Below are 24,588 nucleotides of genomic sequence, written 5' to 3' on the forward strand. Positions count from 1 at the left end.
GGTGTCAGAAGGTGTGCGGGGGCTTGCCCGTCCACCAGTTGCCGGGGGCGTCGGGGTCGCGGCTGGTCCAGAACTCGATGATCGCGCCGGTGAACTCGGCTGCGGAGAGGGTGCCGTCGCCGTCGCGGTCGAGGTGGCGGAAGGCCTCGTCGGCGTCGTCGCGGGAGAGGTCGGCGAAGTGTCCGCGCTGGAAGACGAAGAACTCGCCGGCGTCGACCGTTCCGCTGCGGTCGGTGTCGGCGACGGCGAGGAAGGCGTCGGCGAGTGCGCCGAAGCTGGTCCGCGCGCCCTCGGGGTCGTCGGCGAGGGCGCCGGTCGAGCGGACGAACTGTTCGCGGGTGATCGCCTCGGTGCCGGCGGGCAGGTGGGCGAGGTGCAGGTCGTGCCAGACCGTCAGGTACGCGCGGACGATGACGGCCTCGGCCTCCGAGCCCTCCTGGTGGCCGAGCGAGCGGGCGACGGCGATGCCCATGAGGACGTGGTCCCGTTCGGTGAGGAGCCCGTCGCCGTCGGCGTCGAGGTGGTCGAACCCGTGGTTGATCTTTGCTGTGAGCAGGTCGTCCGACAATGTGCCCCCTCGGTTGGCGATCACTACGACACGTCGCCAGCACGCTAGTGCCTTCAGTCGCGCTCGCGCAGCAGAACGATGGGCGAACGTCCACGCGGGCGACTCGAAGGCAGGGCCGCTAGCCGTCCTGGTGATCGGCCCAGACGTACGCCTCGGGGAGCAGGCTGAGGATGGGCAGGGCGAGCAGGTCCGTTCCCCGCTTGACGATGACCTCGACCGTCGGGAAGTAGTCGAGCAGCACCTGCCGGCAGCGGCCGCACGGCGGCACGACGCCCCGGTCCTGGTCGCCGACCGCGACGACCGTGGTGAGGTCGTACGCGCCCTGGCCGGCGGCCGCGCCGATGAGGACGAGCTCCGCGCACGGGCCGCCGGTGAAGTGGTAGGCGTTCACGGCCGTGACGATCCGCCCGTCGGCGTTGCGTCCGGCGGCCGCGACGGTGTGGTTGTCTCCCCGGCAGTAGCGCCGGGCCACCGCCCGGGCGGCCTCGACGAGCTCGCGGTCGACGGCTGCGCGGTCTCCTGCGGAGTCGGATTGATCGCTGGCGGACATATTCGCTGGGGCTCCTTGATCGCACATGACAGGCTTCGAGCATGGACCGACTGCCCCTGATCGTGCCAACGCTTTACGCTGGCCCCTTCCTTCTCCGCCCCTGGCGCCTCACCGACCTCGCCGTGGTCCGGGAGGCGGGCACCGACCCGTACATTCCGCTGGTCACCACCGTCCCGCCCGCCTCCGCCGGGTACGACGACGAGGCCGACCGGGCGTTCGTCGAACGGCAGTGGGCGAGGGCGGCGGACGGCACCGGTTACTCCTTCACGGTGGCGTCGCGGCCGGACGACCGGGCGGTCGGCTTCGTCGGGCTGTTCCCGCAGGCCGACGGCCGGGCCTCCATCGGTTACTGGACGGCCCCCTCGGCGCGCGGCCGCGCGGTGGCCGGGCACGCGCTGCGGACGGTCGCGGCCTGGGCGCTGGACGACCTCGGCCTCGCCCGGCTGGAGCTGTACATCGAACCCTGGAACGCCGCTTCCCTCCGGACCGCCGAGCGGACCGGCTTCCGGCACGAGGGCCTGCTGCGCAGCCACCGCACCGTCGGCGACGAGCGCCGCGACATGCACCTCTACGCGCTGCTCCCCACCGACCCCCGCGAGGCCACGGACCCCCGCGAGGCCACGCCCGACCGCACGGCCACGGCCGGTCCCGTCGCGGCCGCCGCCCCCCGCGAGGACCGGCCCCAGCGCTAGACGAGTAAGTCCGATGTGATCAGTGGTCGTAGGCGATCAGAGACCGGGTGACTGGTGCACCGATGCGGTTGTTGTGCCAGATGCCGGTTGCCAGGGCGAGGATTCGCTGGGCGACCCGGATCGCGACGCCCTCGAAGGTCCGTCCGCCGTGTTGTTCCAGGTCGAGCTGGCCTTTGAGGGTGTCGTTGACCGACTCGATCAGCTGGCGGACCTTCTTGAGCAGCGGCTCGCCGCTTCTGCGGCCCTCGCGTTTGAACGAGGGCCGCAGGAGGTCGATGCCCATATCGGCGAGCTCGCGCTCGAACGCCTTCGAGGCGAACCCCTTGTCGGAGATCAGCAGGATGCCCGTCCGCTCGGCGACGAGTTCGGCGTCGACTTCAAGCATCGCGGCCAGGACTTCGCGCTCGTCGATCTTCGGGGTGGCCAGTGCCCACAGGATCGGCATACCGGTTGGCGTGCAGACCAGGTACAGGCGCAGGCCCCAGAAGAACCGGGAGTGCGAGGCGCAGTAGCCGTAGCCGGCCCATCCGGCCAGGTCGGAACGGCGCACGGTGGGACGGGACGCGCCGCAGGGCACGGGCGTGGAGTCCGTGATCCACACGGTGTCGGTCCAGAAGTCGCTGTCCCGGGCGAGTTCGCGGATCGCGCGCTTGACCAGAGGCAACGCCGCCCGCAGGCGTTTGTTATAGCCGGATTGCTGCGGCAGGTACGGGAACAGGCCGGCGAGATGGACGCGGGAGAAGCGCAGCCAGCGGGCTTCCGATCGGTGGCCCAGCAAGGCCTGGGCCACCGCCAGGCAGACGAGTTCGGAGTCGCTGAGCCGAGGCGGCCGGCCCATCCAACGCGTCCCGCCGATCTCGTCGTCGATCTTCACGTAGAGTGCCGTCAAGAGGGTCTCAAGGTCTGTCGTCACAAACGGATCAACGAGGCCCTCGCCTCTTTCCCCGGGCAAGACATCGGACTTACTCGTCTAGTGCACCGCCGCCAGCAGCTCCCGGGTGTACTCGGTGTGCGGCGCGCTGAACAGGCGGTCGCGGTCGGTGGACTCGACCAGCCGGCCCCGGTGCATCACGGCCACCCGGTCGCAGAAGTGCCGCACCACGGCGAGGTCGTGCGAGACGAACAGGAAGGCGACGCCGAGGCGTTCGCGCAGCTCCATCAGCAGGTTGAGCACCTGCGCCTGGACCGAGACGTCGAGGGCCGACACCGGTTCGTCCGCGATGATCAGGCGCGGCTGCGGGGCGAGGGCCCGCGCGATGCCGATCCGCTGGCGCTGTCCGCCGGAGAACTCGTGCGGATAGCGGTCCAGGTGGGCGGCGGGCAGCCCGACCTGGTCCAGCAGTTCGGCCGAGCGCTCCCGCCGCTGCGCCGCGTCGAGCGAGGTGTGCAGGCGCAGCGGGGTGTCGAGGGTCTGGGCGACGGTGCGGCGCGGGTTGAGGGAGGCGTAAGGGTCCTGGAAGACCAGCTGGATCTCCCGGCTGAGCCGGCGCCGCAGCTCCCGGCCCGGGCGGGTGACGTCCTGGCCGTCGTACAACACCGTTCCCGAGGTGGGCTGTTGGAGGCCCGCCAGGACGCGGGCGGTGGTGGACTTGCCGGAGCCGGACTCGCCGACCAGTCCGAGCGTCTCGCCGGGGGCGATCCGCAGTCCCACGCCCTCCACCGCCCGGACGGGCTCGGCGCGCAGGCTGGGGAGGCGGCGCCGACCAGGGAAGTGGACGGCGAGGTCCGCCACCTCGACGAGCCAGCGCTCGGGGTGCCCGACCGTCCGGGGCGCGAATTCGACGGTTGGTGACGGTTCGTCAACTGTCGGCAGTGGTGTGCCGGGTACGGAGTCCAGGGTGAGCGCCGCCCCGACCAGCGCGCGGGTGTACGGCTCGCGCGGCGCGGCCAGCAGCTCGGCGGTCGGCGCGGACTCCACCTCGACGCCGCCGCGCAGCACGAGCGTGCGGTCCGTCGTCCCGGCGACCACGCCGAGGTCATGGCTGACCAGCAGCACCGCCGTGCCGTGCTCGCGCTGCAACTCGCCTAGAAGATCGAGGACTTGACGCTGCACTCGGGAGTCCAGGGCGGTGGTGGGCTCGTCGGCGATCAGCACCTGCGGGTCGTTCATCAGCGCCATGGCGATCATCACCCGCTGGCGCATCCCGCCGGAGAACTGGTGCGGGAAGTCGCGCACCCGGGCGGCCGGGATGCCGACCCGGTCGAGCATCGCGGCGGCCCGTCGGCGGGCCTCGGTGCGGCCGGCGCCGGGGTGGTGCAGCCGGTACATCTCGGCGAGTTGGGCGCCGACGCCGTGGAAGGGGCTGAGCGAGGTGAGCGCGTCCTGGAAGACCAGCGCGGCCCGGCCGCCCCGGACCGGGCGCAGCGCGGACTCCGTCGCGCCTACCAACTCCTGCCCGCCCAGCCGGATCGAGCCGGTGACGGTGGTGGTGCGCGGGTCGTGCAGGCCGAGGACGGCGAGGCCGGTGGCCGACTTGCCGGAGCCCGACTCGCCGACCAGGCCGAGGACTTCACCGGCGGCGAGGTCGAAGGAGAGCCCCCGGACGGCGGTCACGGGAGCGCCGCCGCGCGGGTCGGCGAAGGCGACGGTCAGATCGCGAACGCTCAGCACGGGCTCTGCGCCAGGCGCGGCAGCAGTCCCAGGAGCGGCCTCCGACGCGGCTCCGGGCACGCCCCCGGCAACGGCCCCGGACACGGATTCAACAGTGGACGTCATCGAACGGCTCCAGTCAGCTCAGGCGGATTCGCGGGTCGAGCCAGGCCACCACCAGGTCGGCCAGCGCGACGAACAGCACCACGAAGCAGGCGGCCAGCAGCACCGCGCCGACCACTGCGGGCAGGTCCTGCCCGGACACCGCCTGGGCGGCGAACCGCCCGACCCCGTTCAGTCCGAACACCGTCTCGGTGATGACCGCCCCGCCGAGCAGCACCCCGGCCTCCAGGCCGAGCAGTTGCACCAGCGGCCCGGCGGCGCCGCGCGAGGTGTACTTGAGGTGGGCGCGCAGCCGGCCGAGGCCCTTGCCGCGCGCGGTGCGGACGTACTCCTCGTTCATCGTCTCCAGCAGCTGGGAGCGTGAAAGCCGGGCGAACACGGCGGAGTTGACGAAGCCGAGGACGAGCCAGGGGAGCAGCAGCCCGCCCGCCCAGGCCGCGAGGTCCTCGGTCGGCGGGGTGTAGGAGGGCAGCGGCAGCAGGCCGGTGGAGTAGACCAGCGCCCACTGGGCGACGTATCCGAGGAAGTAGATCTGCACGCTGGCGCCGACGAGGGTGAAGCCGGAGAGCAGCCGGTCGGTGCGGCCGCCGTGCCGTAGCGCGGAGACGAACCCGGTGCCGAGGCCGAGCACCAGCAGGACGGCGAGGGCGCCGGCGGTGAGCGAGAAGGTGACCGGCAGGTGGTCGGCCAGGGCCTCGGTGACGGGCTGGTGCAGCCGGTAGGAGTAGCCGAGGCAGGGGGCGTCGCAGTGGATGACCGAGCCGTCCACGTCGCTGATGTCGCGCCCGGCGACGACCCCGGTGAGGTAGTCGGTGTACTGGGTGAGCAGCGGCTGGTCCAGGCCCATGCTCTGGCGCACCGCCGCGACTTGGCCGCTGTCGCAGCGCGGGCCGCAGGCGGCGCGGGCCGGGTCGGCGGGCGCGGCGTAGAAGAGGGCGAAGGCGGCGGCGGAGACCGCGACCAGGACGGCGAGGGCCTGGAGGGTCCGCCGCAGGGCGAAGGAGAGCATGGCCGGTCCGGGGTCGACGGGACAAGGAGGCGTACGCGGGGCAGGACTACGCGGGGCAGGACTAGGTGGAGCAGGACTACGCGGAGCACGCGGGGAGTTCAGGGGCCCGCCCCCGCACCGACCGGCGCGGGGGCGGGTACGGCGGTCAGGACTTCAGGTACAGCCACGCCAGGCTGACGGTGCCGTAGATGGGGTGGATGAACGCCCCGCCGACGTTGGAGCCGCGCACCTGGTTGACGTTCGCGTAGACGAACGGCAGCACCGGGACGTCCTGCATCACGGTCTTCTCCAGCGCGTACAGCTCCTTGGCCTTGGCGCGCGGCTCGCCGATCTGGTTGATCCGGTCGATCTCCTTGTCCACCGCCGGGTTGCGGTAGCGCGCGGAGTTGAGGTCGCTGCCGGCGCGGCCGTCGAAGGAGAACGGGATCAGCGTGGACGGGGTCGGCCAGTCGACGGAGGAGGTCTCCTCGAACAGGTCGTACGGGGAGTCGGCGCGGTGCACCTCGTCCAGGAACGCCTTGGGGTCGATCGGCTTGGGCACGATGGTGATGCCCGACTTGGCGAAGCCGTCCACCAGCACCTGCGCGGTGCGCTGCCCGTCCGGGGTGTTCTTGTACCCGTAGGTCAGGCTCGTCGGCGCCTGCTTGGCCTTGGCGAGCGCGGCCTTGGCGGCCTCCGGGTCGCCTTCGGGCTTGACCGGGTAGAGGTCGTACTTCTCCCAGTCGATCAGCGCCGGCGAGCTGAGCGTGGTGGCGAGTTCGCCGATCCGGGAGCCGCCCTGGACCTGGCGGGCCTGCTGGCGGGGGTAGCCGAGGTGCAGGGCCTTGCGGACCTCGACGTCCGGCACCCGCTCGTTGTTGATCACCAGCTGGGTGACGAAGGCGCCCTGGCGTCCGGAGACGACCAGGTCCTTGGCCTTCGGGTCGGTGTCGGCGGTCTGGTACAGCTCGGGGGAGAGCACGTCGGAGGCGGTGGTGGCGCTGGCGCCGCCGTCGCGCCCGGACAGGATCTCCTGGTTGATGTTGAGCGCCTCCTTGCCGAACGTGAAGACGAACTTGTCCGGGTACTGGCTGCGGATCGGGTCGGTCTCGGCCTTCCAGGCGGGGTTGCGCTCCAGCACCATGCGGGTGTTCTGGACGTGCTCGACGATCCGGTAGGGGCCGGTGGCGAACGGCTGCCGGTCGTAGTCCGTCCCGGTGTCCTTGTCCCGGCGCACCGGCGAGGACGAGGACTGCGCGGCCATGTACGGGACGTCGGCCTGCGGCTGCGGGAAGTGGAAGACGATGGTGTGCTCGTCGGGCGTCTCGATCGCGGCCAGGTCGCCGTCCTGCGGGCCGGAGTACTTGGCGCGCGCCGCCTCGTAGCTGGCCTCGCCGGTGAGCCACTGCGGCCAGTACGGCGGGCCGACCTCGTAGCCCTTGCCGAAGCTGCGCTCGATGCCGTACTTGACGTCCTGGGCGGTGATCGGCTTGCCGTCCTCCCAGGCCACGCCGTCCTTGAGCCTGTACGTCCAGGTGCGCCCGCCGTCGCCGGAGGTGCCGGTGTCGGTCGCCAGGTCGCCGACCAGCTTGGCCTTGCCGTCGACGACCTGGTACTGCGTCAGCTGGCGGCCCCAGAGCAGCGAGGCGTTGTACGTCGCGCCCGCGTAGACCTTCTGCGGGTCGAGGTGGCGGAACTCGACGCTGTTGTACACGTTCACGGTGCCGCCCACGCGGGCGCCGGCGACGGCGGGGGCCGGGCCCGCGCTCTCCTTCTCGCCGCCGAGCGCGGCGGTCAGCGGGGACGTCTCCTTGGCGGCCGCCCCGGCGGGCGCCGGGCCGGTGCCCGCGCCGGCCGAGCAGGCGGTCGCCAGCAGGGCGGTGGCGACGACGGCGAGGGACGGTCTGGTCCAGCGCATGGCGAATCTCTCCTTGCCCCGGGAGTCGGGGCGGTCGGGGCGGGCTCGGGGTGATGGACGGAGGAGTACGGGGCTCAGCGGGCGGCGCGCGGGTCCAGCGCGTCCCGGACGGCGTCGCCGAGCAGGTTGAAGGCGAGCACGAAGAGCAGCAGCGCGACGCCGGGGAAGACCATGTAGGTCGGGTCGGCCTGGAAGACCTCGGAGCCGCGGGAGATCATCCGGCCCCAGTCCGGGATCGGCTCCGTGATGCCGACGCCGAGGAAGGACAGCACCGCTTCGGAGGCGACGAAGGTCGGCACCGCCATGGTGGCGTGCACCAGCAGCTGCGAGCGGACGTTCGGCAGCAGTTCGTGGACGACGACATGGAATCGGCCGGCGCCCTGGGCCCGGGCGGACTGCACGAAATCCCTTTCCCGGAGCGACCGGACGGTGGCCCGCAGGGAAAGCGCGAGCGGAATCCAGCCGAACGCGGAGAAGACCAGGATCAGCACCAGGAACTGCATCCACTCCGGTTCCGCGGCGCCCGGATCGACCAGCCGGGACTGGATGACGGGGCTCAGCGCGAGGAGCAGGAGCAGGGTCGGAAAGGCCAGCAGCACGTTGGCCAGGAAGCCGAACAGCCGGTCGGCGATCCCGCCGAGGTAGCCGACCGCGACCCCGGCCAGCACGCCGAGCGTGGTGGTCACGGCGGCGGAGGCGAAGGCGATCAGCAGCGAGGTGCGGATGCCGTAGAGCAGCTGGGTCAGGACGTCCCGGCCGAGCCCCGGCTCCAGGCCGAACCAGAAGTCGCCCGAGATGCCGCCGTTCGGCAGGACGGGCAGGCCGCTGTCGCTGAGCAGGCCGGGGGAGTTCTGGCCGTAGTGCTCGACCGGGTTCTTCCCGTACAGGGCGGCGATCAGCGGGGCGGCGAGGGCGAGCAGCAGGAAGAGCAGGACGACGGCGAGGGCGGCGGCGCCGACCCGGTCGCGCAGGAGCCGGCCGAGCAGTCTCGGCGCGGCGGGTGCGGGGACGGAGCCCGCTGCTGTTTCGACCACGGCCATGAGAGGCGTACTCCCCGAATTCTCCGCCGCCCTGTGGGTGAGGGTGCGCTGGTGTGCATTTCCGAACCGGCCCCCGGGGGTTTCCCGTCGGCCGTTCGAGCGCCATCAGACCGGATCTTCGGGGAGCTCCGCAAATCACCTCCGGCGGTTTTCCCCGGCATTGTTTCGCCGCGTATTGCGGCTTCATTCGGCGTCATTGTGCCGCAATACCGGCGTTGCAAAAGAACGGACATCGAGGGGCGAAACGGGCGTGCCGTCCCGAATCCTGAGATCTCCGCCACATCCCCCCGGGCATTGGTACGATCCCGGGGAGCCGCGACTGGCGCGCACGGATGGAACCGACCATCGGGAAGCGGCTCCGTGCACCCGCACGACAGTTGCCGAGCGCCTGGGCCGTCCGTACTCGTCCGTGCACCACGAGGAGACCGCCTTGGCCACCCCGCACACCCCTCACACCCCTCATGTCGTCGAGGCCGCCCAGGCCCCGCACACCGGCGCCGGCGCGGCCGCCGACACCGCCTTCCGCAGCGCCCTCGACGTGGTCGCCGGCGTGGAGCCGCGGATCGCCGCCGCCATCGGCCAGGAGCTGGAGGACCAGCGCGCCTCGCTCAAGCTGATCGCCAGCGAGAACTACGCCTCCCCGGCCGTCCTGCTCGCCATGGGCAACTGGCTCAGCGACAAGTACGCCGAGGGCACCGCGGGCCGGCGCTTCTACGCGGGCTGCCGCAACGTCGACACCGTCGAGACCATCGCCGCCGAGCACGCCCGGGCCCTGTTCGGCGCCGACCACGCCTACGTCCAGCCGCACTCCGGCATCGACGCCAACCTCACCGCCTTCTGGGCCGTCCTCTCCCAGCGGGTGGAGAGCCCGGCACTGGAGCGGGCCAAGGTCCGGGGCGTCAACGACCTCACCGAGCAGGACTGGGCGCAGCTGCGCCAGTCGCTCGGCAACCAGCGGATGCTCGGCATGTCCCTGGACGCCGGGGGCCACCTCACCCACGGCTTCCGGCCCAACATCTCGGGCAAGATGTTCGACCAGCGCAGCTACGGCACCGACCCGGCCACCGGCCTGATCGACTACGACGCGCTGCGCGAGACCGCCCGGGAGTTCCGCCCGCTGATCCTGGTCGCCGGCTACTCCGCCTACCCGCGACTGGTCGACTTCCGGCGGATGCGCGAGATCGCGGACGAGGTCGGCGCGACCCTCATGGTCGACATGGCGCACTTCGCCGGCCTGGTCGCGGGCAAGGTGCTGACCGGCGACCACGACCCCGTCCAGCACGCCCAGATCGTCACCACGACCACCCACAAGTCGCTGCGCGGCCCGCGCGGCGGCATGGTGCTGTGCGACACCGAGCTGGCCGAACACGTCGACCGCGGCTGCCCGTTGGTGCTCGGCGGACCGCTCTCGCACGTCATGGCCGCCAAGGCGGTCGCCTTCGCCGAGGCCCGTCGGCCCGAGTTCCGGACCTACGCCCGCGCCGTCGTGGACAACGCCCGGGCGCTCGCCGAGGGGCTGCTGCGCCGCGGCGGCCGGCTGGTCACCGGCGGCACCGACAACCACCTCGTCCTCGCCGACGTCTCCGGCTACGGTCTGACGGGTCGTCAGGCGGAGGCGGCGCTGCTCGACTCGGGCGTCGTCACCAACCGCAACTCCGTCCCGCAGGACCCGAACGGCGCCTGGTACACCTCGGGCGTGCGCCTCGGCACCCCGGCGCTCACGACCCGCGGCCTCGGCACCGCCGAGATGGACGAGATCGCCGCCCTGATCGACACCGTGCTGCGCGCCACCACCCCGACCGCCACCGCGGGCGGCGCCCCCTCCAAGGCCCAGTACCGCCTCGACGACGCCGTGCGCGACGGCGTCGCCAAGCGCGCCGCCGACCTCCTCGCCCCCTTCCCCCTCTACCCGGGCGTCGACCTCACCTGACCGGCCTCACCCGACCGGCCCGGCCCGACCGTCCTCGATGCCCGAACCCCCGGGCCCGCCGCCCCATGTGCGGCGGGCCCGGAGCCGGTGCCGCGGCCGGCGCCCCTCCCGGTCCCGAGGTCAGTACTGCAGCGACTTGTACTGGAGGAACTCCTCCAGGCCGTGGCGGCCCAGTTCACGGCCGAGGCCGGAGCTCTTGTAGCCGCCGAACGGCGCGAGCGGGTTGAAACGGCCGCCGTTGAGGTCGACCTGACCGGTGTCGAGGCGGCGGGCGAAGGCGGCGGCGGTGTCGGTGTCCGTGGCCCAGACGCCGCCGGCCAGGCCGTACTCGGTGTCGTTGGCGAGTTCGGCGGCGTGGTCCTCGTCTCGGTAGGGGAGGACCACCAGGACGGGGCCGAACACCTCCTCCCGGGCGATGGCCATGTCCCCCGTGACGTCGGCGAGCACGGTCGGCTGGACGTAGAAGCCGGCGGGCAGGCCCGGGACGGGCTCCGCGCCGCCGACGACCAGCCGGGCGCCCGCGGCGAGCGCGCCCTCGACGTAACCGCGCACCCTGGCCAGCTGCTTGGCGTTGACCAGCGGGCCGATCCGGGTCTGCGGGTCGGTCGGATCGCCCGGGGCGTACTTGGCGGCGGCCATCGCGGCCGTCGCGACGGCCTCCTCGTACTGGTCCTGGTGCACCAGCAGGCGGGTCCACGCGCTGCACGTCTGGCCCGAGTTGGCGAACACGTTGGCGATGTTGACGTTGACCGCCCGGGCCAGGTCCGCGCCCGGCAGCACCACGTTGGCGGACTTGCCGCCGAGTTCCAGGGCGACCCGCTTCAGGCCCCGGCCCGCCGTCTCGGCGACCTGCCGGCCGACGGCGGTGGATCCGGTGAACGAGACCATGTCCACGTCCGGATGGGCGGCGAGCGCCGCACCCGCCACCGCGCCCGTGCCGGTCACCAGGTTGAACGTGCCCGCGGGGAAGCCCGCGTCGTGCACCAGCCGGGCGAACAGCCGGGCCACCAGCGGGGTGTCCTCGGCGGGCTTGAGGACCACCGGGCAGCCGGCCGCCAGGGCCGGGACGGCCTTGGCGACGATCTGGTGCAGCGGGTAGTTCCACGGCGTGATCGCCGCGACCACCCCGGCGGGCTCGGCGAGCACCACCGAGTTGCCGATCCGTTCCTCGAAGGGGTGCTCGGCGAGCAGTGTCAGGTAGGTGGTCGCCACGGTCAGCGGCGCTCCGGCGTGTACGGCGGCGGCGAAGCCGACCGGGGCGCCGAGTTCGGCGACCACGGTGGCGGTGATCTCCTCCTGGGCGGCGGCGATTCCGTCCCGCAACCGGGTCAGCAGGGCGAGCCGCTCCGCGCGGGCGGTCGTCGCCCAGCCGCGGGCCGCCCGGCGGGCCGCGGCGACCGCCGCGTCGACGTCGGCGGGCCCGCCGGCCGGTACGGCGGCGAGCACCTGCTCGGTCGCCGGGTTCAGCACCTCGATCGACCCGGCGTCGTCCAGGGAGGGCCGCCAGGCGCCGTCGATGTACTGGTCGCCGTACTCCGCGTACTGCTGCACCGAGTGTCCTCTCATTCGATCGGCCGTTTGGCTGACAGTGCTAGTCGCTGACAGTGCTAGTCAAAGGCCCAGTCAAGGCGGCCCGGGCGGCCGCGCGCAAGAGCCAATCCGGTCCGGTGGGCCGGCGGGTTACCCCGGGGCGAACCGCGCGGTGTACTCGTCGAACGGCTCGATCCCCGCGCCCGCGCGCCGCTCGTCCGACCGCTCCGGGCCCTCGCATGGCCAGGGCGCCGGGAGGCCGCCGCCCACCGCCTCCGCCGTCAGCTCCACCGCCCGCCGTTGGACGTCCAGTTGACGATCCGCGTGCGGCGCGACCGGCCGCGCCGTGGTCCGCCGTCGAGGGGCGCCGGACGAACCGTCCCGAAGGCTCCGCGTTCACCCTCCGGCAGCGAAACGACGGTCCGCGAAACTCATTGCGCGAAAAGCTCCTCACACGTGCGGGTGCCGCTGTAGATTGCAGCGAACTCAGCTGTGAGGCACTACTGTTGCCAATGGTTCGTAGTGGTTTGTAGTGGTTCGTAGTGGCGCGTACGGTCCAGGACCTGCGTGGCCCACGGTCGGGGCGGGGGTTGCCACCGGGCTGAGGTCTGGCTCAAATCCGCAGGTCATCCGTACCGCATAAGGAGCATCCCGTGACCGATGCCGCGCTGAAGGACGAGTCGCAACGGCCTGCCGAACCGGCCGTGCTGGACGACGTTCCGGGCTGGTTCTGGGACCATGACCGGCACTCGTTCGACTGGTTCATGGGGCGGCAGGAGAAGACCGGGGTCACCGGCGACCTGCTGGAGATGGGTGCGTACCTGGGCCGCAGCGCGATCGTGATCGGCGAGCACCTCCAGCCCGGCGAGTCCTTCACCGTCTGTGACCTCTTCGACTCGGAAGCGCCGGACGACGAGAACGCGGCCGAGATGGACACCTCCTACCGGAAGTCGCTGACCCGCTCGGCCTTCGAGGTCAACTACCTCGCCTTCCACGAGGAACTGCCGGAGATAATCCAGGCCCCGACCTCCGCCCTGGCCGGCGGGCGGATCGCGGCGGGCACGTACCGCTTCATCCACATCGACGCCTCGCACCTGTACGAGCACGTCGTGGGCGACCTCCAGGTGGCCCGGATCGCGCTCCAGGACCAGGGCGTCGTCGTCCTGGACGACTACCGCTCGCAGCACACCCCGGGCGTGGCCGCCGCGACCTGGGGCGCGGTCTTCAACCACGGGCTCAAGCCGATCATGTTGACCGAGTGCAAGTTCTACGGCACCTGGGGGGATCCGGAGCCGTTCCAGCGCGACCTGCTCGACCGGGTGGACCTCGCCGAGGGCTGTTACCTCAGCTCCGAGACCTTGAACGGTCAGCAGGTGCTCCGGATGACCGGCAGCTCGGACGGGATCGACGCGTTCCGCCCCTCCCGCCACCACCGGCGGCTGACCTCCGAGGCGGCCCGGAACGAGGCCTCGCAGTCCCGCCGGGCGGCCCAGGAGGCCCAGGAGGAGGCCGCCCGCGACCTCGCCGCCCGCCGGGCCCGCGCCGCCGAACTGCGCCGCCCGGCCAACGTCGCCAAGCGCGCCGCCCGCGACCTGCTCCCCCCGGTCGTCACCGCCGTCATCCGCCGCGCCCGCCGCGGCTGACGGCCGCCCGCCGACGGCCGACGGGGCCGACCGGCACCCGGCACCCCGCCCCGCCCGGTCCCATCCCGCCCCCGTCAACGCCGAAGGGCCGGTCGAACTCGACCGGCCCTTCACCGTTGCGCGCTCGCTCAGGCCCGCGAGGCCTCCCGCGGCTCCTGCCCGGAGCCCGCAGGGCCGCCGTCGGCGCCCTCGCCGGCCGCGGCCTCCTCGGCCAGCTCGCGCCGGACGGCGGCCAGGGACGGGTTGGCCCAGGCGCTGGCGACGCCCCAGCGGTAGAAGGCCAGCGCGATGGCCGCGACGACCAGCAGGTCCCAGCCCTCGGGCAGGTAGCCCTGGCCGCCGAAGTCGGTGCTGCCGGCCCAGGAGACGCCGGCCATCACGAACAGGTAGGCGACCATCCAGGCGCCCGCCTTCAGGTGCGGCTTCAGCTCGGCCCACGGCTTGCGCAGCTCGTACCAGGCCCAGATCGGCAGACCGGCGGCCATCAGCAGGATGACCTTGCCGGTGAGCGGCCAGCGGGCCCAGTACAGGACCAGCGAGCCGAACACCATCGCCACGGGGGCGATGACCGGCATGGCCCGCAGCCGGACCGGCCGGGGCAGGTCCGGCGCGAGGCGGCGCAGCGCCATCACGGCGACCGGGCCGGTGACGTACGAGATCACGGTGGCGACCGAGACGATCTCGGCCAGCGAGCCCCAGCCGCGGAAGACCGCGAGGAACAGGAAGGCGACCACCAGGTTGAGCACCAGGGCCGGGCGCGGGATGCCGGTCTTGGCGTCGACCTTGCCGAAGATCTTCGGCAGGTGGCCGTTCTCCTGCACGCCGTGGATCATGCGCGAGGTGGTGGCGGCGTAGATCATGCCGGTGCCGCTGGGGGAGACGAAGGCGTCCGCGTACAGCAGCAGGGCGAGCCAGTTGAGGCCCCAGACCATCGCGAGGTCGGCGAGCGGCGAGGTGTAGGCCAGGTTGCTCCAGCCGTGCGACAGGTCGGCGGCCGGGATGGCGCCGAGGAAGGCGATCTGCAGCGCGACGTAGATCACCAGGGCGATCAGGATCGAGCCGATGACGGCCTTGGGCAGCGACTTGCCGGGGTTGCGGGCCTCGCCGGCCAGGTTGAGCGGGGACTGGAAGCCGTTGAAGGCCCAGACGATGCCGGACACCGCGACGGCGGTGAACACGGCGCTCCAGCCGTTCGGCGCGAAGCCGCCGTGGTCGGTGAAGTGGGCGGTGTCGAAGTGGGCGAACAGCAGCGCGCCGGCGGTCAGGGTCGGGACGATGACCTTGAAGACGGTGATCGCCGTGTTGGTCTTGGCGAACATCGTGATGGCGAACCAGTTGAGGATGAAGTAGCCGACCAGCAGCACGCTGGCCAGTGCCACCCCGCTCAGGGTGAGTTCCTTGCCGTTGTACAACCCCTGTGCCCAGCCGAAGTGCCAGGAGCTCATGTACTGGACGGAGGCGGTCGCCTCACCGGGGATGACCGAGACGATGGCGATCCAGTTGGCCCAGGCGGCGAGGTAGCCGGCCAGCGAGCCGTGCGAGTACTGGCCGTACCGGACCATGCCGCCGGCCTTGGGGAACATCGACCCGAGCTCGCTGTAGGTGAGCGCGATGGTCAGTGCCACCGCGGCCCCGATCACCCAGGCCAGGATCGACGCGGGGCCGGCCAGCCGGGCGGCGCGCTCGGCGCCGAAAAGCCACCCGGATCCGATGATGGATCCGAGCCCCACGGCGGTCAGGCTGATGGTGCCGAGCGATCGCCGGTAGTTCTGATGTGATGCCGTCGGAGACTCTGGCTCACTCAACGTATCGGTCCTCTCGCTCGGGGTTTCATCGGGTGGTGTCGTGGTTTTTATGCTGGTTTCCGGACAAACGGAGACAGCCTATGGGGTCAAAAGGGGCGAATACCTCAAGGGAAGCTCAAACCGTCCGATCGTTGCCATCTCGTGTCCGCTTTTCGGGTCACGACAGCCGCAACAGTCGTCTGGGTCACAGCGGTTGCGGGGGGTCGCGAGCGCAGCGGCGGCCACCCGGTCCGCACGGAGAACCCGAGAGGAACCGAGAGAACCCGCGAGAACCCGTGGACGGCGGCGGCGCGCCGGGAAAAAGAAATTCCCCGCGGGTTCCTTTCGGATCCCACGGGGAATTCGGTTGTGTCCGAGGGGGGACTTGAACCCCCACGCCCGATAAAGGGCACTAGCACCTCAAGCTAGCGCGTCTGCCATTCCGCCACCCGGACGGGGTGTGTGCTTCGGGGTTTTTCTCGCCCCCTCGGCGACAGAGAGAACATTACCAGGGTTCTGGAGTGCTTCTCACCTGCGTTTCCCCGGGTGGGGGGACGTCCGGGTCGGCAGGGGTGGTCGGACTGGCTGGGATGGGTCGCCATGGTGCGCGAACCCCGGCCGAAGCGGTGGCGAGCGCGAAGGAAACGGTCGACCCCGGCGGCGGCGGCGGTCCGTTCCGGCCGGAAGCGGTCCGACACGGGCAAGTTGTCGACGGTGCCACGGTCCCGCCGGTGGCTCTCCTAGCCTCTGTGGATCGAGGGCGCCATGAGCGGAACGCCTGATTCCCGGGTCGCGGACACCCCCGGGTCGCGGACGAAGGGCGGCTGGACGTGGAGCAGATCAGCGGGGCGGCGAAGGCCGAGCCGAGACGCGCCGGGCCGGAGCGCGCACGCGCCGAGCCGAGACGCACCGGGCCGGAACGCGCACCCGCCGGGCCGGTCGAGGGCGTGTGGCGCTTCCCGGTGCCGGCCGAGGAGGCCTCGGTGCCGCTCACCCGGCACGCGGTCCGTGACCGCCTGCTGGCCCAGGGGATGGCCGGGGTGCGCTACCAGGAGCTGGTGGACGACGTGCTGCTGATCGTCTCGGAGCTGGTGAGCAACGCGGTGACGCACGCGGCGAAGCTGTCGCCGGAGGTGACGACCGAGCTGGCGGTCCGCCGGGGCTGGGTCCGGGTGTCGGTCGAGGACGGTGACCCGTACCGGCCGAAGGCGCTGGAGAGCGACACCGGGCGGACCGGCGGCCGCGGCCTGCTGCTGGTGAAGAGCGTGACGTTGCAGGCCGGCGGGGTGTGCGACGTGGAGCGGACGGGGGAGGGCGGCAAGGTCATCTGGGCCTCGCTGCCCGTCCCCCCGGAGACCGACGACTGAGCGCCGCGGGCCCGCCGGCCGGTCCCGCCCGCCTACCAGTCCCGCCCGGCGATCTCCCGGATCCCCGGCAGCGCCGCCTCGAAGACCGTCTCGAACCACACCGAGAACGGCCGCGCGGCGCGCAGTTCCCGCAGTTCCTGCGCGGTCACGAAGGCGTGGTCGTCGACCTCGTCGGGGTTGGGCTCGACGGGCGCGGTCACCAGCCCGACGAACAGGTGGTTCCACTCCCGCTCGATCAGCCCGGAGGCCTCGTCCGGCAGGTCGTAACGGACCGTGCCCGCCTCGCAGAGCAGCGCCGGCGCGATGCCGAGCTCCTCGGCGGTGCGGCGGGCGGCGGCGACGAACGGCGGCTCGTCCGGGTACGGGTGGCCGCAGCAGGTGTTCGACCAGACGCCGGGGGAGTGGTACTTGCCGAGCGCCCGCCGCTGGAGCAGCAGCCGCCCCTGGCGGTCGAAGAGGAAGACCGAGAACGCGCGGTGCAGCCGGCCGGGCTGCTGGTGTGCCCAGAGCTTCTCGGCGGTGCCGGTGGTGACGCCCTCGTCGTCGACCAGTTCCAGCAGGATCTCGGGACCGGCGCCGGCGGTCCCGGTCGAGGCCCCCGGGGCGACCGTCACGTCCGTCTCGACGTCGAGACCGGTGTCGATCTCGGAGTCGAAGTGTGTCGGGTTGGTCGGCAGGCTCTGGGGCATGGGGCCTCTTTCGGGAGGGGGGAGCAACGGAAGCATCGGGGTACGTCCGGTACACCGGGTGCAGCGGACGCAGCGGGGGCACCGGCGCCGGCGTCGGGCTCCAGTCTGCCGTATGGGTGGCGGTGGGTACGGGTCCCACGCACAACCGGGCGGATCATGACCATCGGCAGGTCGATTCCGGGCAGAGATGGGCCCGATACGTTCCCGGAGGGGTCATCGGAATAGCAGGGCTGTTCGGTATCCGTTCCCATCGCGTTCGATGGCCGCCTCGCCTATGCGTTCGATCACCGCATCGCCACCCTCCCGTCACCTCGCAGCCCCCGGCCGCGTTCGGGCCGGCCGCCCGGGTCGCCTACCATCGCTTACGGCACGGTGCCCGCACTCGCGGCGGCACCGGCGCGCCGATTCGCGGCCCGGCCGGACGGAAAGCCGGTGCCCCGGCACCCCGCGCGCACCGCCCCGCGCACCGCACGACGGATCAGGAGACCCCGCATGATCGGCCTCGTTCTGGCAGCCGGCGCCGGCCGCCGGCTGCGCCCGTACACCGACACCCTGCCCAAGGCGCTGGTGCCGGTCGACGGGGAGCGGACCGTGCTGGACCTCACCCTCGGCAACTTCGCCGAGGTCGGCATCCGCGAGGCGGCGATCGTCGTCGGCTACCGCAAGGAAGCGGTGTACGACCGCAAGGACGCCCTGGAGAGCAAGTACGGCGTCAAGCTCCACCTGGTCGAGAACGACAAGGCCGAGGAGTGGAACAACGCGTACTCGCTCTGGTGCGCCCGCGAGCTCTTCGCCGAGGGCCTGCTGCTGGCCAACGGCGACACCGTGCACCCGGCGTCCGTGCAGCGCACCATGCTGGAGGGCAACCAGCGCCTCGTCGAGGCCGGCACCGCCCCCGGCATCCTGCTGGCCCTCGACACGGTGAAGAAGCTCGCCGACGAGGAGATGAAGGTCGTCGTCGACCCGGCCGCCGGCATGCGCCGCATCACCAAGCTGATGGACCCGGTCGAGGCCACCGGCGAGTACATCGGCGTCACCGTGATCAACCCCGCCGCCGCCGTCGACCTGACCGACGCGCTGCGCGCCACCTACGAGCGCGACCCGCAGCTGTACTACGAGGACGGCTACCAGGAGATGGTCAACCGCGGCCTGCGGATCGACGTGCAGCCGATCGGCGAGGTCTCCTGGGTCGAGGTCGACAACCACGACGACCTGGCGAAGGCGCGGGAGATCGCGTGCCAGTACTGACCCGGCTGGTTCCGTCGCCACTGTTCGTCGAGGTCCGCCCGGGCGCGCTGGACGCGCTCGGCGGCATCCTCGCCGACCAGCGGCTGTCCGCCTCGGGCCGGATCGCGGTGGCGATCAGCAACGGCTCGGGAGCGGCGATGCGCCGGCGCCTGGAGCCGGCCCTGCCCGGCGCCGACTGGTACAACGTGGACGACGGCAGCCTGGACAGCGCGGTGCGCCTGGCCGAGTCGGTGCGCGGCGGGCACTACGACGCGATGGTCGGCCTCGGCGGTGGCAAGATCATCGACGCCGCCAAGTACGCCGCCGCCCGGGTCGGCCTGCCGCTGGTCGCGGTCGCCACCAACCTGGCCCACGACGGCATCTGTTCGCCGGTCTCCACGCTCGACAACGACGCCGGCCGCGGCTCCTACGGGGTGCCCAGCCCGATCGGCATCATCGTCGACCTGGACGTGATCCGGCAGGCCCCGCCGCGCTTCGTGGCGGCCGGCATCGGCGACGTGGTCTCCAACATCTCCGCCTGCGCGGACTGGGAGTTGTCGCACGCGGTCACCGGCGAGCCGGTGGACGGACTGGCCGTGGCGATGGCCCGCTCGGCGGGCGAGAACCTGCTGCGGCACCCAGGTAACACTCAGGATCAGGACCTCCTCACGGCCCTCGCGGAAGCCCTGGTACTGTCCGGCATCGCGATGAACATCGCTGGCAGCACCCGGCCTTCCTCGGGTGCCTGCCACGAGATCTCGCATGCCCTGGACGTGCTGTACCCCAAGCGTTCCGCCCAGCACGGCGAACAGGTCGGCCTCGGCGCCGCGTTCGCCAGCTTCCTGCGGGGCGAGCGCGAGCTGACCGGTCTGATCGTGGAGCGCCTGGCGACCCACGGGCTGCCGGTGACCGCAGCTCAGATCGGCTTCACCGAGGCGGAGTTCACCGACGCGGTGCACTACGCTCCGAACACCCGCCCGGGGCGCTTCACCATCCTTGAGCACCTCGACCTCTCCCCCTCAGCAATCAGGGACGCGTACGCCGACTATGTCCAAGCCGTCAACAGCTGACCCCTCCACCGCGGGTGCCGAGCGGCCCCCGGTGGACCTGACCCGCCGGCCCTCGATCGAGGAGCTGCGCGCGGTGATCCACCCGGAGGGCATGCTCCAGCGCCGCAGCGCCGAGCACTGGGCCGGCCGCCTGTACATGCGGCGGATCTCGCTGCGGATCACCCGCGTGCTCTCCACCGTGACGGCGATCACGCCGAACGGCCTGACGTACCTGATGATGTTCACCGGCGTCCTGGCCGGCGCCGCGCTGGTCGTGCCGGGCATCGCGGGCGCGGTCCTGGGGGCCCTGCTGATCCAGGTCTACCTGCTGCTGGACTGCGTGGACGGCGAGGTGGCCCGCTGGCGCCGGCAGACCTCGCTCACCGGCGTCTACCTGGACCGGGTCGGCCACTACATGTCCGAGGCGGCCCTGCTCACCGGGCTGGGCCTGCGCGCCACCGACCTGCTGCACCGCGAGGGCGGCGGCTCGCACTGGGAGTGGGCGTTCCTGGGCACGCTGGCCGCGCTCGGCGCGATCCTGATCAAGTCCGAGACGGACCTGGTGGACGTGGCCCGGGCCCGCAGCGGCCTGACGGCGGTCGAGGACAGCGCCTCGGTGCCGCGCTCGTCCTCGGTGGCCAAGGCCCGCCGGGCGGCCTCCTTCCTGAAGTTCCACCGCCTGGTCGGCGCGGTCGAGGCCTCGCTGCTGATCCTCGCGGCCGGGATCGCCGACGCCGTCCACGGCGGGCTGTTCTTCACCCGGATCGCGGTGGTGGCGCTGGCGGCGATCGCCATGCTGCAGACCGTGCTGCACCTGCTGAGCATCGTCCTCTCCAGCAGGCTGCGATGAGCGCCCCGACCAGCGCGGAGAGCTTCCGCCTCGGAGCCGTCATCATCACCATGGGCAACCGCCCCGAGGAACTGGCCGCCCTGATCGAATCGGTGCGCGCCCAGGAGGGCGCGGCGGTCGAGTTGGCCGTGGTGGGCCAGGGCGCCCAGCTGCCGCCGCTGCCGGAGGGCGTGCGCAGCGTCGAGCTGCCGGAGAACCTCGGCATCCCGGGCGGGCGCAACGTCGGCATCGAGCTGTTCGGCCGCGACGGCCGGGACGTGGACGCGGTCCTCTTCCTGGACGACGACGGGCACCTGCCGCGCACCGACTCGGCCCGCCTGCTGCGCGAGGCCTTCACCGCCGATCCGGAGCTGGGCATCGTGGCCTTCCGGATCGCGGACCCCGACACCGGCGTGACCCAGCGCCGGCACGTCCCCCGGCTGCGCGCCAGCGACCCGCTGCGCTCGTCCCGGGTGACCACCTTCCTGGGCGGCGCGACCGCCGTGCGCTGCGCGGTGTTCGAGCAGGCCGGGCAGCTGCCCGCGGAGTTCTTCTACGCCCACGAGGAGACCGACCTCGCGTGGCGCGCGGCGGACGCCGGCTGGGCCATCGACTACCGCGCGGACGTGGTGCTGCACCACCCGACGACCTCGCCCGCGCGGCACGCCACCTACTTCCACAACATCGCCCGTAACAGGGTTTGGCTCGCCAGACGGAACCTTCCGGCCCTGTTGGTGCCTCTCTATCTGGGAACCTGGTTCCTGCTGACCCTGGCCCGCCGCCCCTCCTCGGAGGCGCTGAAGGCCTGGTGGGGCGGGTTCCGGGCGGGCTGGCGCGAACCCTGCGGTCCGCGGCGGCCCATGCGATGGCGTACCGTTTGGCGATTGACCAGGCTGGGCCGGCCACCGGTCATCTGATCGAATGATCGATCGCTGCGGCCGGTGACCACACACCGGCCGGACTCTCCCCGTGATCCAGTGGATCCCCATCGGCGCAAGGCCGGCGGACCCCCGTCGACCGGCCGCCCCGACCGATCCCGCGTGAAGGACGAATGTGTCGACAGTGAGTGAACCCGTCAGCCTCTCATCCCCCAGGGGGGTGGACGCGGGCCTGACCCCCAAGCAGCTTGCGGACAAGTACGGCCTGGCCGTGAGCGGCAAGCGGCCCGGCCTGGTCTCCTACACCAAGCAGCTCTGGGCCCGGCGCCACTTCATCTGGGCCTTCGCCACCGCCCGCCTGGTGGCCCAGTACACCGACGCCAAGCTCGGCCAGCTGTGGCAGGTCGTGACGCCGCTGCTGAACTGCGCGGTGTTCTACCTGGTCTTCGGTGTGATCCTGAAGAGCAAGGACAACTTCCCGCCGGACACCTACATCGCCTGGCTCTGCATCGGTGTCTTCGTCTTCCAGTTCACCCAGAACGCGGTGCAGTCCGGCACCCGGGCGATCGCCGACAACCTCGGGCTGATCCGCGCGCTGCACTTCCCCCGGGCCTCGCTGCCGATCGCGTTCACCGTGATCCAGCTCCAGCAGCTGCTGATCTCGATGGTGGTGCTGGTCGGCACCGTGCTGGTCAGCGGCATCAAGCCGGGCCGGACCTGGCTGCTGATCATCCCGGCCCTGGTGCTGCAGATGATGTTCAACACGGGCATCGCCCTGGTCATGGCGCGGCTCGGCTCCAAGACCAGCGACATCTCCCAGCTGATCCCCTTCGTGATGCGGGCCTGGATGTTCCTGTCCGGCGTGATGTTCAGCATCGAGGACAAGATCAAGGAATGGCCGGACTACATCCAGACGCTGATGGCCCTCAACCCGGCCTCGGTCTACATGGACCTGCTGCGGCACGCCTTCGCGCCGATCATCTACAACCCGCACCAGCCCTCGCACCAGGCACTCCCGCACCACCAGTGGACCTTCGCCATCGGGTGGGCGGTCGTGATGTTCGTGATCGGATACGTCTTCTTCTGGAAGGCCGAGGAGGAGTACGGCCGTGGCTGACGTCGAACTGAGCAAGCTGGACACCATCCGGGACGCGGACGTCGCCCGCGAGCCCACCGTCGTCGTCGACGACGTGCACATCGTCTACCGGGTGCACGGCGCCGGCTCCGGCAAGGGCAGCGCCACCTCGGCGCTGAGCCGCATCATCAGCCGCAAGCGCTCCGCGGGCGTGCGCGAGGTGCACGCCGTGCGCGGCGTCAGCTTCACCGCCTACAAGGGCGAGGCGATCGGCCTGATCGGCTCCAACGGCTCCGGCAAGTCGACCATGCTGGCCGCGATCGCGGGCCTGCTGCCGACCGAGAAGGGCGGCATCTACACCAACGGCCAGCCCTCGCTGCTGGGCGTGAACGCGGCGCTGATGAACGAGCTCACCGGTGAGCGCAACGTCATCCTCGGCTGCCTGGCGATGGGCATGGCGCCGGCCGACGTGCGCAGCCGCTACCAGGACATCGTCGACTTCTCCGGCATCAACGAGAAGGGCGACTTCATCTCGCTGCCGATGCGCACGTACTCCTCCGGCATGGGCGCCCGCCTGCGCTTCGCCATCGCCGCCGCGAAGACCCACGACGTGCTGCTGATCGACGAGGCGCTGGCCACCGGCGACCAGGCGTTCCAGCAGCGCAGCAAGAAGCGGATCGACGAACTGCGCAAGTCCGCCGGTACGGTCTTCCTGGTCAGCCACGACAACAGTTCGATCCGCGAGGTCTGCGAGCGGACGATCTGGATCGAGGCCGGCGAGCTGATCATGGACGGCCCGACCGAAGAGGTCGTCGGCCGCTACGAGCGCGGCGAGCGCCCCTAGTACCAAGCCGTCCAGGGGGCCGGTTCCGGGGATTTCCGGGGCCGGCCCCCTGTTCGTGCGCCCCCGCCGGTACCCCGGGTGGCCCGCCGCCGCGGGGGTGAGCGCCCCCGTGCGCCGGGCGGGGCGCTCTTCTCCGGCGCGCCCCGTGGTGTCAGGCTGTATGCGCGGGGGCGGTGTGCCGGAGGTGGCGCCCCCGCTCGGACGCGTGTCCGAGTCGGGCCGGTGATGCCCAGCGGTGTAGAACGGGGGAGTGACAGCAGTGTCGGCTTCGGCCCAGCCCAGAGATACGTCGGTGAACCGCTCCGCGGGGGAGACCCTGGACAAGGCGGGCGCGGAGAACTTCCCGGTCGCCCCGTTCTTCCTGCCCGCGGCCTGGCGCGACGACCTGATGGCCGTCTACGGCTACGCCCGGCTGGTCGACGACGCCGGCGACGGCGACCTGGCCGATCCGGCCGCCACCGCCGCCCTGCTCGGGGTCGAGGCCGCGCCTCCCGCCACCCCTTCGGCCCAGTCCGGCCCGCCGACTCCGCAGGAGGTCGCCTTCCGCCTCGCACTGCTGGACGGACTGGAGCGCGACCTCGACCGGGTCTTCGAGGCGGCGCTCCACCCGGGGGCCTCCGAGGGCCCCCGCCACCCGCTGCTGCGCGGCCTCGTGCCGCTGGTCGACCGGCACGGGCTCACCCCGGAGCCGTTCCGCCGCCTGATCGAGGCCAACCGGGTGGACCAGACCACCACCCGCTACGCCGGCTACGACGACCTGATCGGCTACTGCACCCTCTCCGCCGACCCGGTCGGCCGCCTGGTGCTGGCCATCGCCGGCGTCTCCACCCCCGAGCGGATCGAGCTGTCCGACGCGATCTGCAGCGCCCTCCAGGTGGTCGAACACCTTCAGGACGTCGCCGAGGACCTCGCCCACGGGCGGATCTACCTCCCCGCCGAGGACCTCGCCCGGTTCGGCGTCACCGAGGCGGACCTCGCCGCCCCCACCGCCGGCGGCCCGGTGCGCGAGCTGATCGCCTTCGAGGTGCAGCGGGCCCGCACCCTGCTCGACCGCGGCGCGCCATTGGTAGGTACGGTTCGGGGGAGGCTTCGACTGCTCCTGGCGGGATTCACCGCCGGCGGGTACGCGGCCCTGGCGGCCATCGAGGACGCCGGGTACGACGTGCTCGCGCAGCAGGCGAAGCCTGACAAGCGCCGCCTCGCAGCGAAGGCGGCGGCCATCTTCGCGAAGGGAAGGTGAACGCCCGAGTGGCGGCATCACCACTGGCGTCGGC

General features: G+C 71.9%; 21 protein-coding genes, 1 tRNA gene and 1 riboswitch. Of the genes, 11 read left to right on the forward strand and 11 right to left on the reverse strand.

The features are described 5' to 3' along the window. Positions 1–4 precede the first annotated feature (4 nt). On the reverse strand, positions 5–568 hold the full coding sequence (locus OG556_RS28180; protein ID WP_371520933.1) for an EF-hand domain-containing protein: 564 nt from the start codon (positions 566–568) through the stop codon (positions 5–7). A 118-nt stretch (positions 569–686) separates the two neighbouring features. Further along, a complete protein-coding gene (locus OG556_RS28185) occupies positions 687–1,118 on the reverse strand; it encodes a cytidine deaminase (protein WP_371520936.1) in 432 nt (143 codons plus the stop codon). A gap of 41 nt (positions 1,119–1,159) precedes the next feature. Between OG556_RS28185 and OG556_RS28190 the strand changes: the two genes are divergently transcribed. Next, positions 1,160–1,810 (forward strand): GNAT family N-acetyltransferase, encoded by a 651-nt coding sequence (locus OG556_RS28190; protein ID WP_371520939.1) that lies wholly within the window; start codon positions 1,160–1,162, stop codon positions 1,808–1,810. 19 nt (positions 1,811–1,829) lie between these two features. Here OG556_RS28190 and OG556_RS28195 read toward each other — a convergent pair whose 3' ends face one another. From OG556_RS28195 to OG556_RS28215, 5 genes are all read right to left on the reverse strand, one after another. Then, positions 1,830–2,723: an IS982 family transposase gene (locus OG556_RS28195; RefSeq protein ID WP_371522940.1), complete on the reverse strand. Its 894-nt coding sequence runs from the start codon at positions 2,721–2,723 to the stop codon at positions 1,830–1,832. A 57-nt stretch (positions 2,724–2,780) separates the two neighbouring features. Then, positions 2,781–4,421 carry a dipeptide ABC transporter ATP-binding protein gene (locus OG556_RS28200; RefSeq protein WP_371520942.1) on the reverse strand — a complete coding sequence of 547 codons (1,641 nt, stop codon included), beginning with the start codon at positions 4,419–4,421 and terminating at the stop codon, positions 2,781–2,783. Between the two features lie 118 nt (positions 4,422–4,539). Further along, the gene (locus OG556_RS28205) at positions 4,540–5,532 is read right to left on the reverse strand and encodes an ABC transporter permease (RefSeq protein WP_063350084.1); all 993 of its coding nucleotides are present in this window, start codon (positions 5,530–5,532) and stop codon (positions 4,540–4,542) included. 145 nt (positions 5,533–5,677) lie between these two features. Beyond that, positions 5,678–7,429, reverse strand: a complete 1,752-nt coding sequence (locus OG556_RS28210; protein ID WP_371520946.1) for an ABC transporter substrate-binding protein — start codon at positions 7,427–7,429, stop codon at positions 5,678–5,680. A gap of 74 nt (positions 7,430–7,503) precedes the next feature. Beyond that, positions 7,504–8,469, reverse strand: a complete 966-nt coding sequence (locus OG556_RS28215) for an ABC transporter permease (protein ID WP_363367281.1) — start codon at positions 8,467–8,469, stop codon at positions 7,504–7,506. A 305-nt stretch (positions 8,470–8,774) separates the two neighbouring features. Next, positions 8,775–8,870: riboswitch (ZMP/ZTP riboswitch) on the forward strand. A 29-nt stretch (positions 8,871–8,899) separates the two neighbouring features. Here OG556_RS28215 and OG556_RS28220 point away from each other — a divergent pair. Next, positions 8,900–10,399, forward strand: a complete 1,500-nt coding sequence (locus tag OG556_RS28220; protein WP_371520949.1) for a glycine hydroxymethyltransferase — start codon at positions 8,900–8,902, stop codon at positions 10,397–10,399. A 120-nt stretch (positions 10,400–10,519) separates the two neighbouring features. On the opposite strand, the gene OG556_RS28225 is transcribed toward OG556_RS28220, so the two are convergent. After that, positions 10,520–11,950 (reverse strand): aldehyde dehydrogenase family protein, encoded by a 1,431-nt coding sequence (locus OG556_RS28225; RefSeq protein WP_371520952.1) that lies wholly within the window; start codon positions 11,948–11,950, stop codon positions 10,520–10,522. Between the two features lie 632 nt (positions 11,951–12,582). Here OG556_RS28225 and OG556_RS28230 point away from each other — a divergent pair. Beyond that, on the forward strand, positions 12,583–13,572 hold the full coding sequence (locus OG556_RS28230) for a class I SAM-dependent methyltransferase (RefSeq protein ID WP_371520955.1): 990 nt from the start codon (positions 12,583–12,585) through the stop codon (positions 13,570–13,572). Positions 13,573–13,700: 128 nt separating this feature from the next. On the opposite strand, the gene OG556_RS28235 is transcribed toward OG556_RS28230, so the two are convergent. Further along, complete coding sequence (locus OG556_RS28235) at positions 13,701–15,302, reverse strand: APC family permease (protein ID WP_371520957.1); 1,602 nt, start codon at positions 15,300–15,302, stop codon at positions 13,701–13,703. 424 nt (positions 15,303–15,726) lie between these two features. Further along, a tRNA-Leu gene (locus OG556_RS28240) sits at positions 15,727–15,811 on the reverse strand. 384 nt (positions 15,812–16,195) lie between these two features. Here OG556_RS28240 and OG556_RS28245 point away from each other — a divergent pair. Continuing rightward, a complete protein-coding gene (locus OG556_RS28245; protein WP_371522942.1) occupies positions 16,196–16,723 on the forward strand; it encodes an ATP-binding protein in 528 nt (175 codons plus the stop codon). A gap of 32 nt (positions 16,724–16,755) precedes the next feature. Here the strand turns inward: OG556_RS28245 and idi are convergent, their stop codons facing one another. Then, complete coding sequence (idi, locus tag OG556_RS28250) at positions 16,756–17,412, reverse strand: isopentenyl-diphosphate Delta-isomerase (protein ID WP_371520960.1); 657 nt, start codon at positions 17,410–17,412, stop codon at positions 16,756–16,758. A gap of 492 nt (positions 17,413–17,904) precedes the next feature. Here idi and OG556_RS28255 point away from each other — a divergent pair, with 492 nt between their 5' ends. From OG556_RS28255 to hpnC, 7 genes are all read left to right on the forward strand, one after another. Further along, positions 17,905–18,660, forward strand: coding sequence for a sugar phosphate nucleotidyltransferase (locus OG556_RS28255; RefSeq protein ID WP_371520963.1), 756 nt, complete (start codon positions 17,905–17,907; stop codon positions 18,658–18,660). Next, entirely contained in the window at positions 18,648–19,709 is a 1,062-nt protein-coding gene (locus tag OG556_RS28260; protein ID WP_371520965.1) for an iron-containing alcohol dehydrogenase family protein, read from the forward strand. The genes OG556_RS28255 and OG556_RS28260 overlap by 13 nt, the downstream gene beginning before the upstream one ends. A gap of 91 nt (positions 19,710–19,800) precedes the next feature. Beyond that, entirely contained in the window at positions 19,801–20,538 is a 738-nt protein-coding gene (locus tag OG556_RS28265; RefSeq protein ID WP_363617027.1) for a CDP-alcohol phosphatidyltransferase family protein, read from the forward strand. Next, entirely contained in the window at positions 20,535–21,434 is a 900-nt protein-coding gene (locus tag OG556_RS28270) for a glycosyltransferase (RefSeq protein ID WP_363585863.1), read from the forward strand. Before OG556_RS28265 ends, OG556_RS28270 begins: the two co-directional genes overlap by 4 nt. A gap of 136 nt (positions 21,435–21,570) precedes the next feature. Further along, positions 21,571–22,512: an ABC transporter permease gene (locus tag OG556_RS28275; protein ID WP_371520968.1), complete on the forward strand. Its 942-nt coding sequence runs from the start codon at positions 21,571–21,573 to the stop codon at positions 22,510–22,512. After that, positions 22,505–23,314 (forward strand): ABC transporter ATP-binding protein, encoded by an 810-nt coding sequence (locus tag OG556_RS28280; RefSeq protein WP_371520971.1) that lies wholly within the window; start codon positions 22,505–22,507, stop codon positions 23,312–23,314. Before OG556_RS28275 ends, OG556_RS28280 begins: the two co-directional genes overlap by 8 nt. A gap of 259 nt (positions 23,315–23,573) precedes the next feature. Beyond that, on the forward strand, positions 23,574–24,554 hold the full coding sequence (gene hpnC / locus OG556_RS28285; protein ID WP_371522944.1) for a squalene synthase HpnC: 981 nt from the start codon (positions 23,574–23,576) through the stop codon (positions 24,552–24,554). Positions 24,555–24,588 lie beyond the last annotated feature (34 nt).

It is taken from the genome of Kitasatospora sp. NBC_01300, from assembly GCF_041435235.1.
Taxonomy (GTDB): Bacteria; Actinomycetota; Actinomycetes; order Streptomycetales; family Streptomycetaceae; genus Kitasatospora.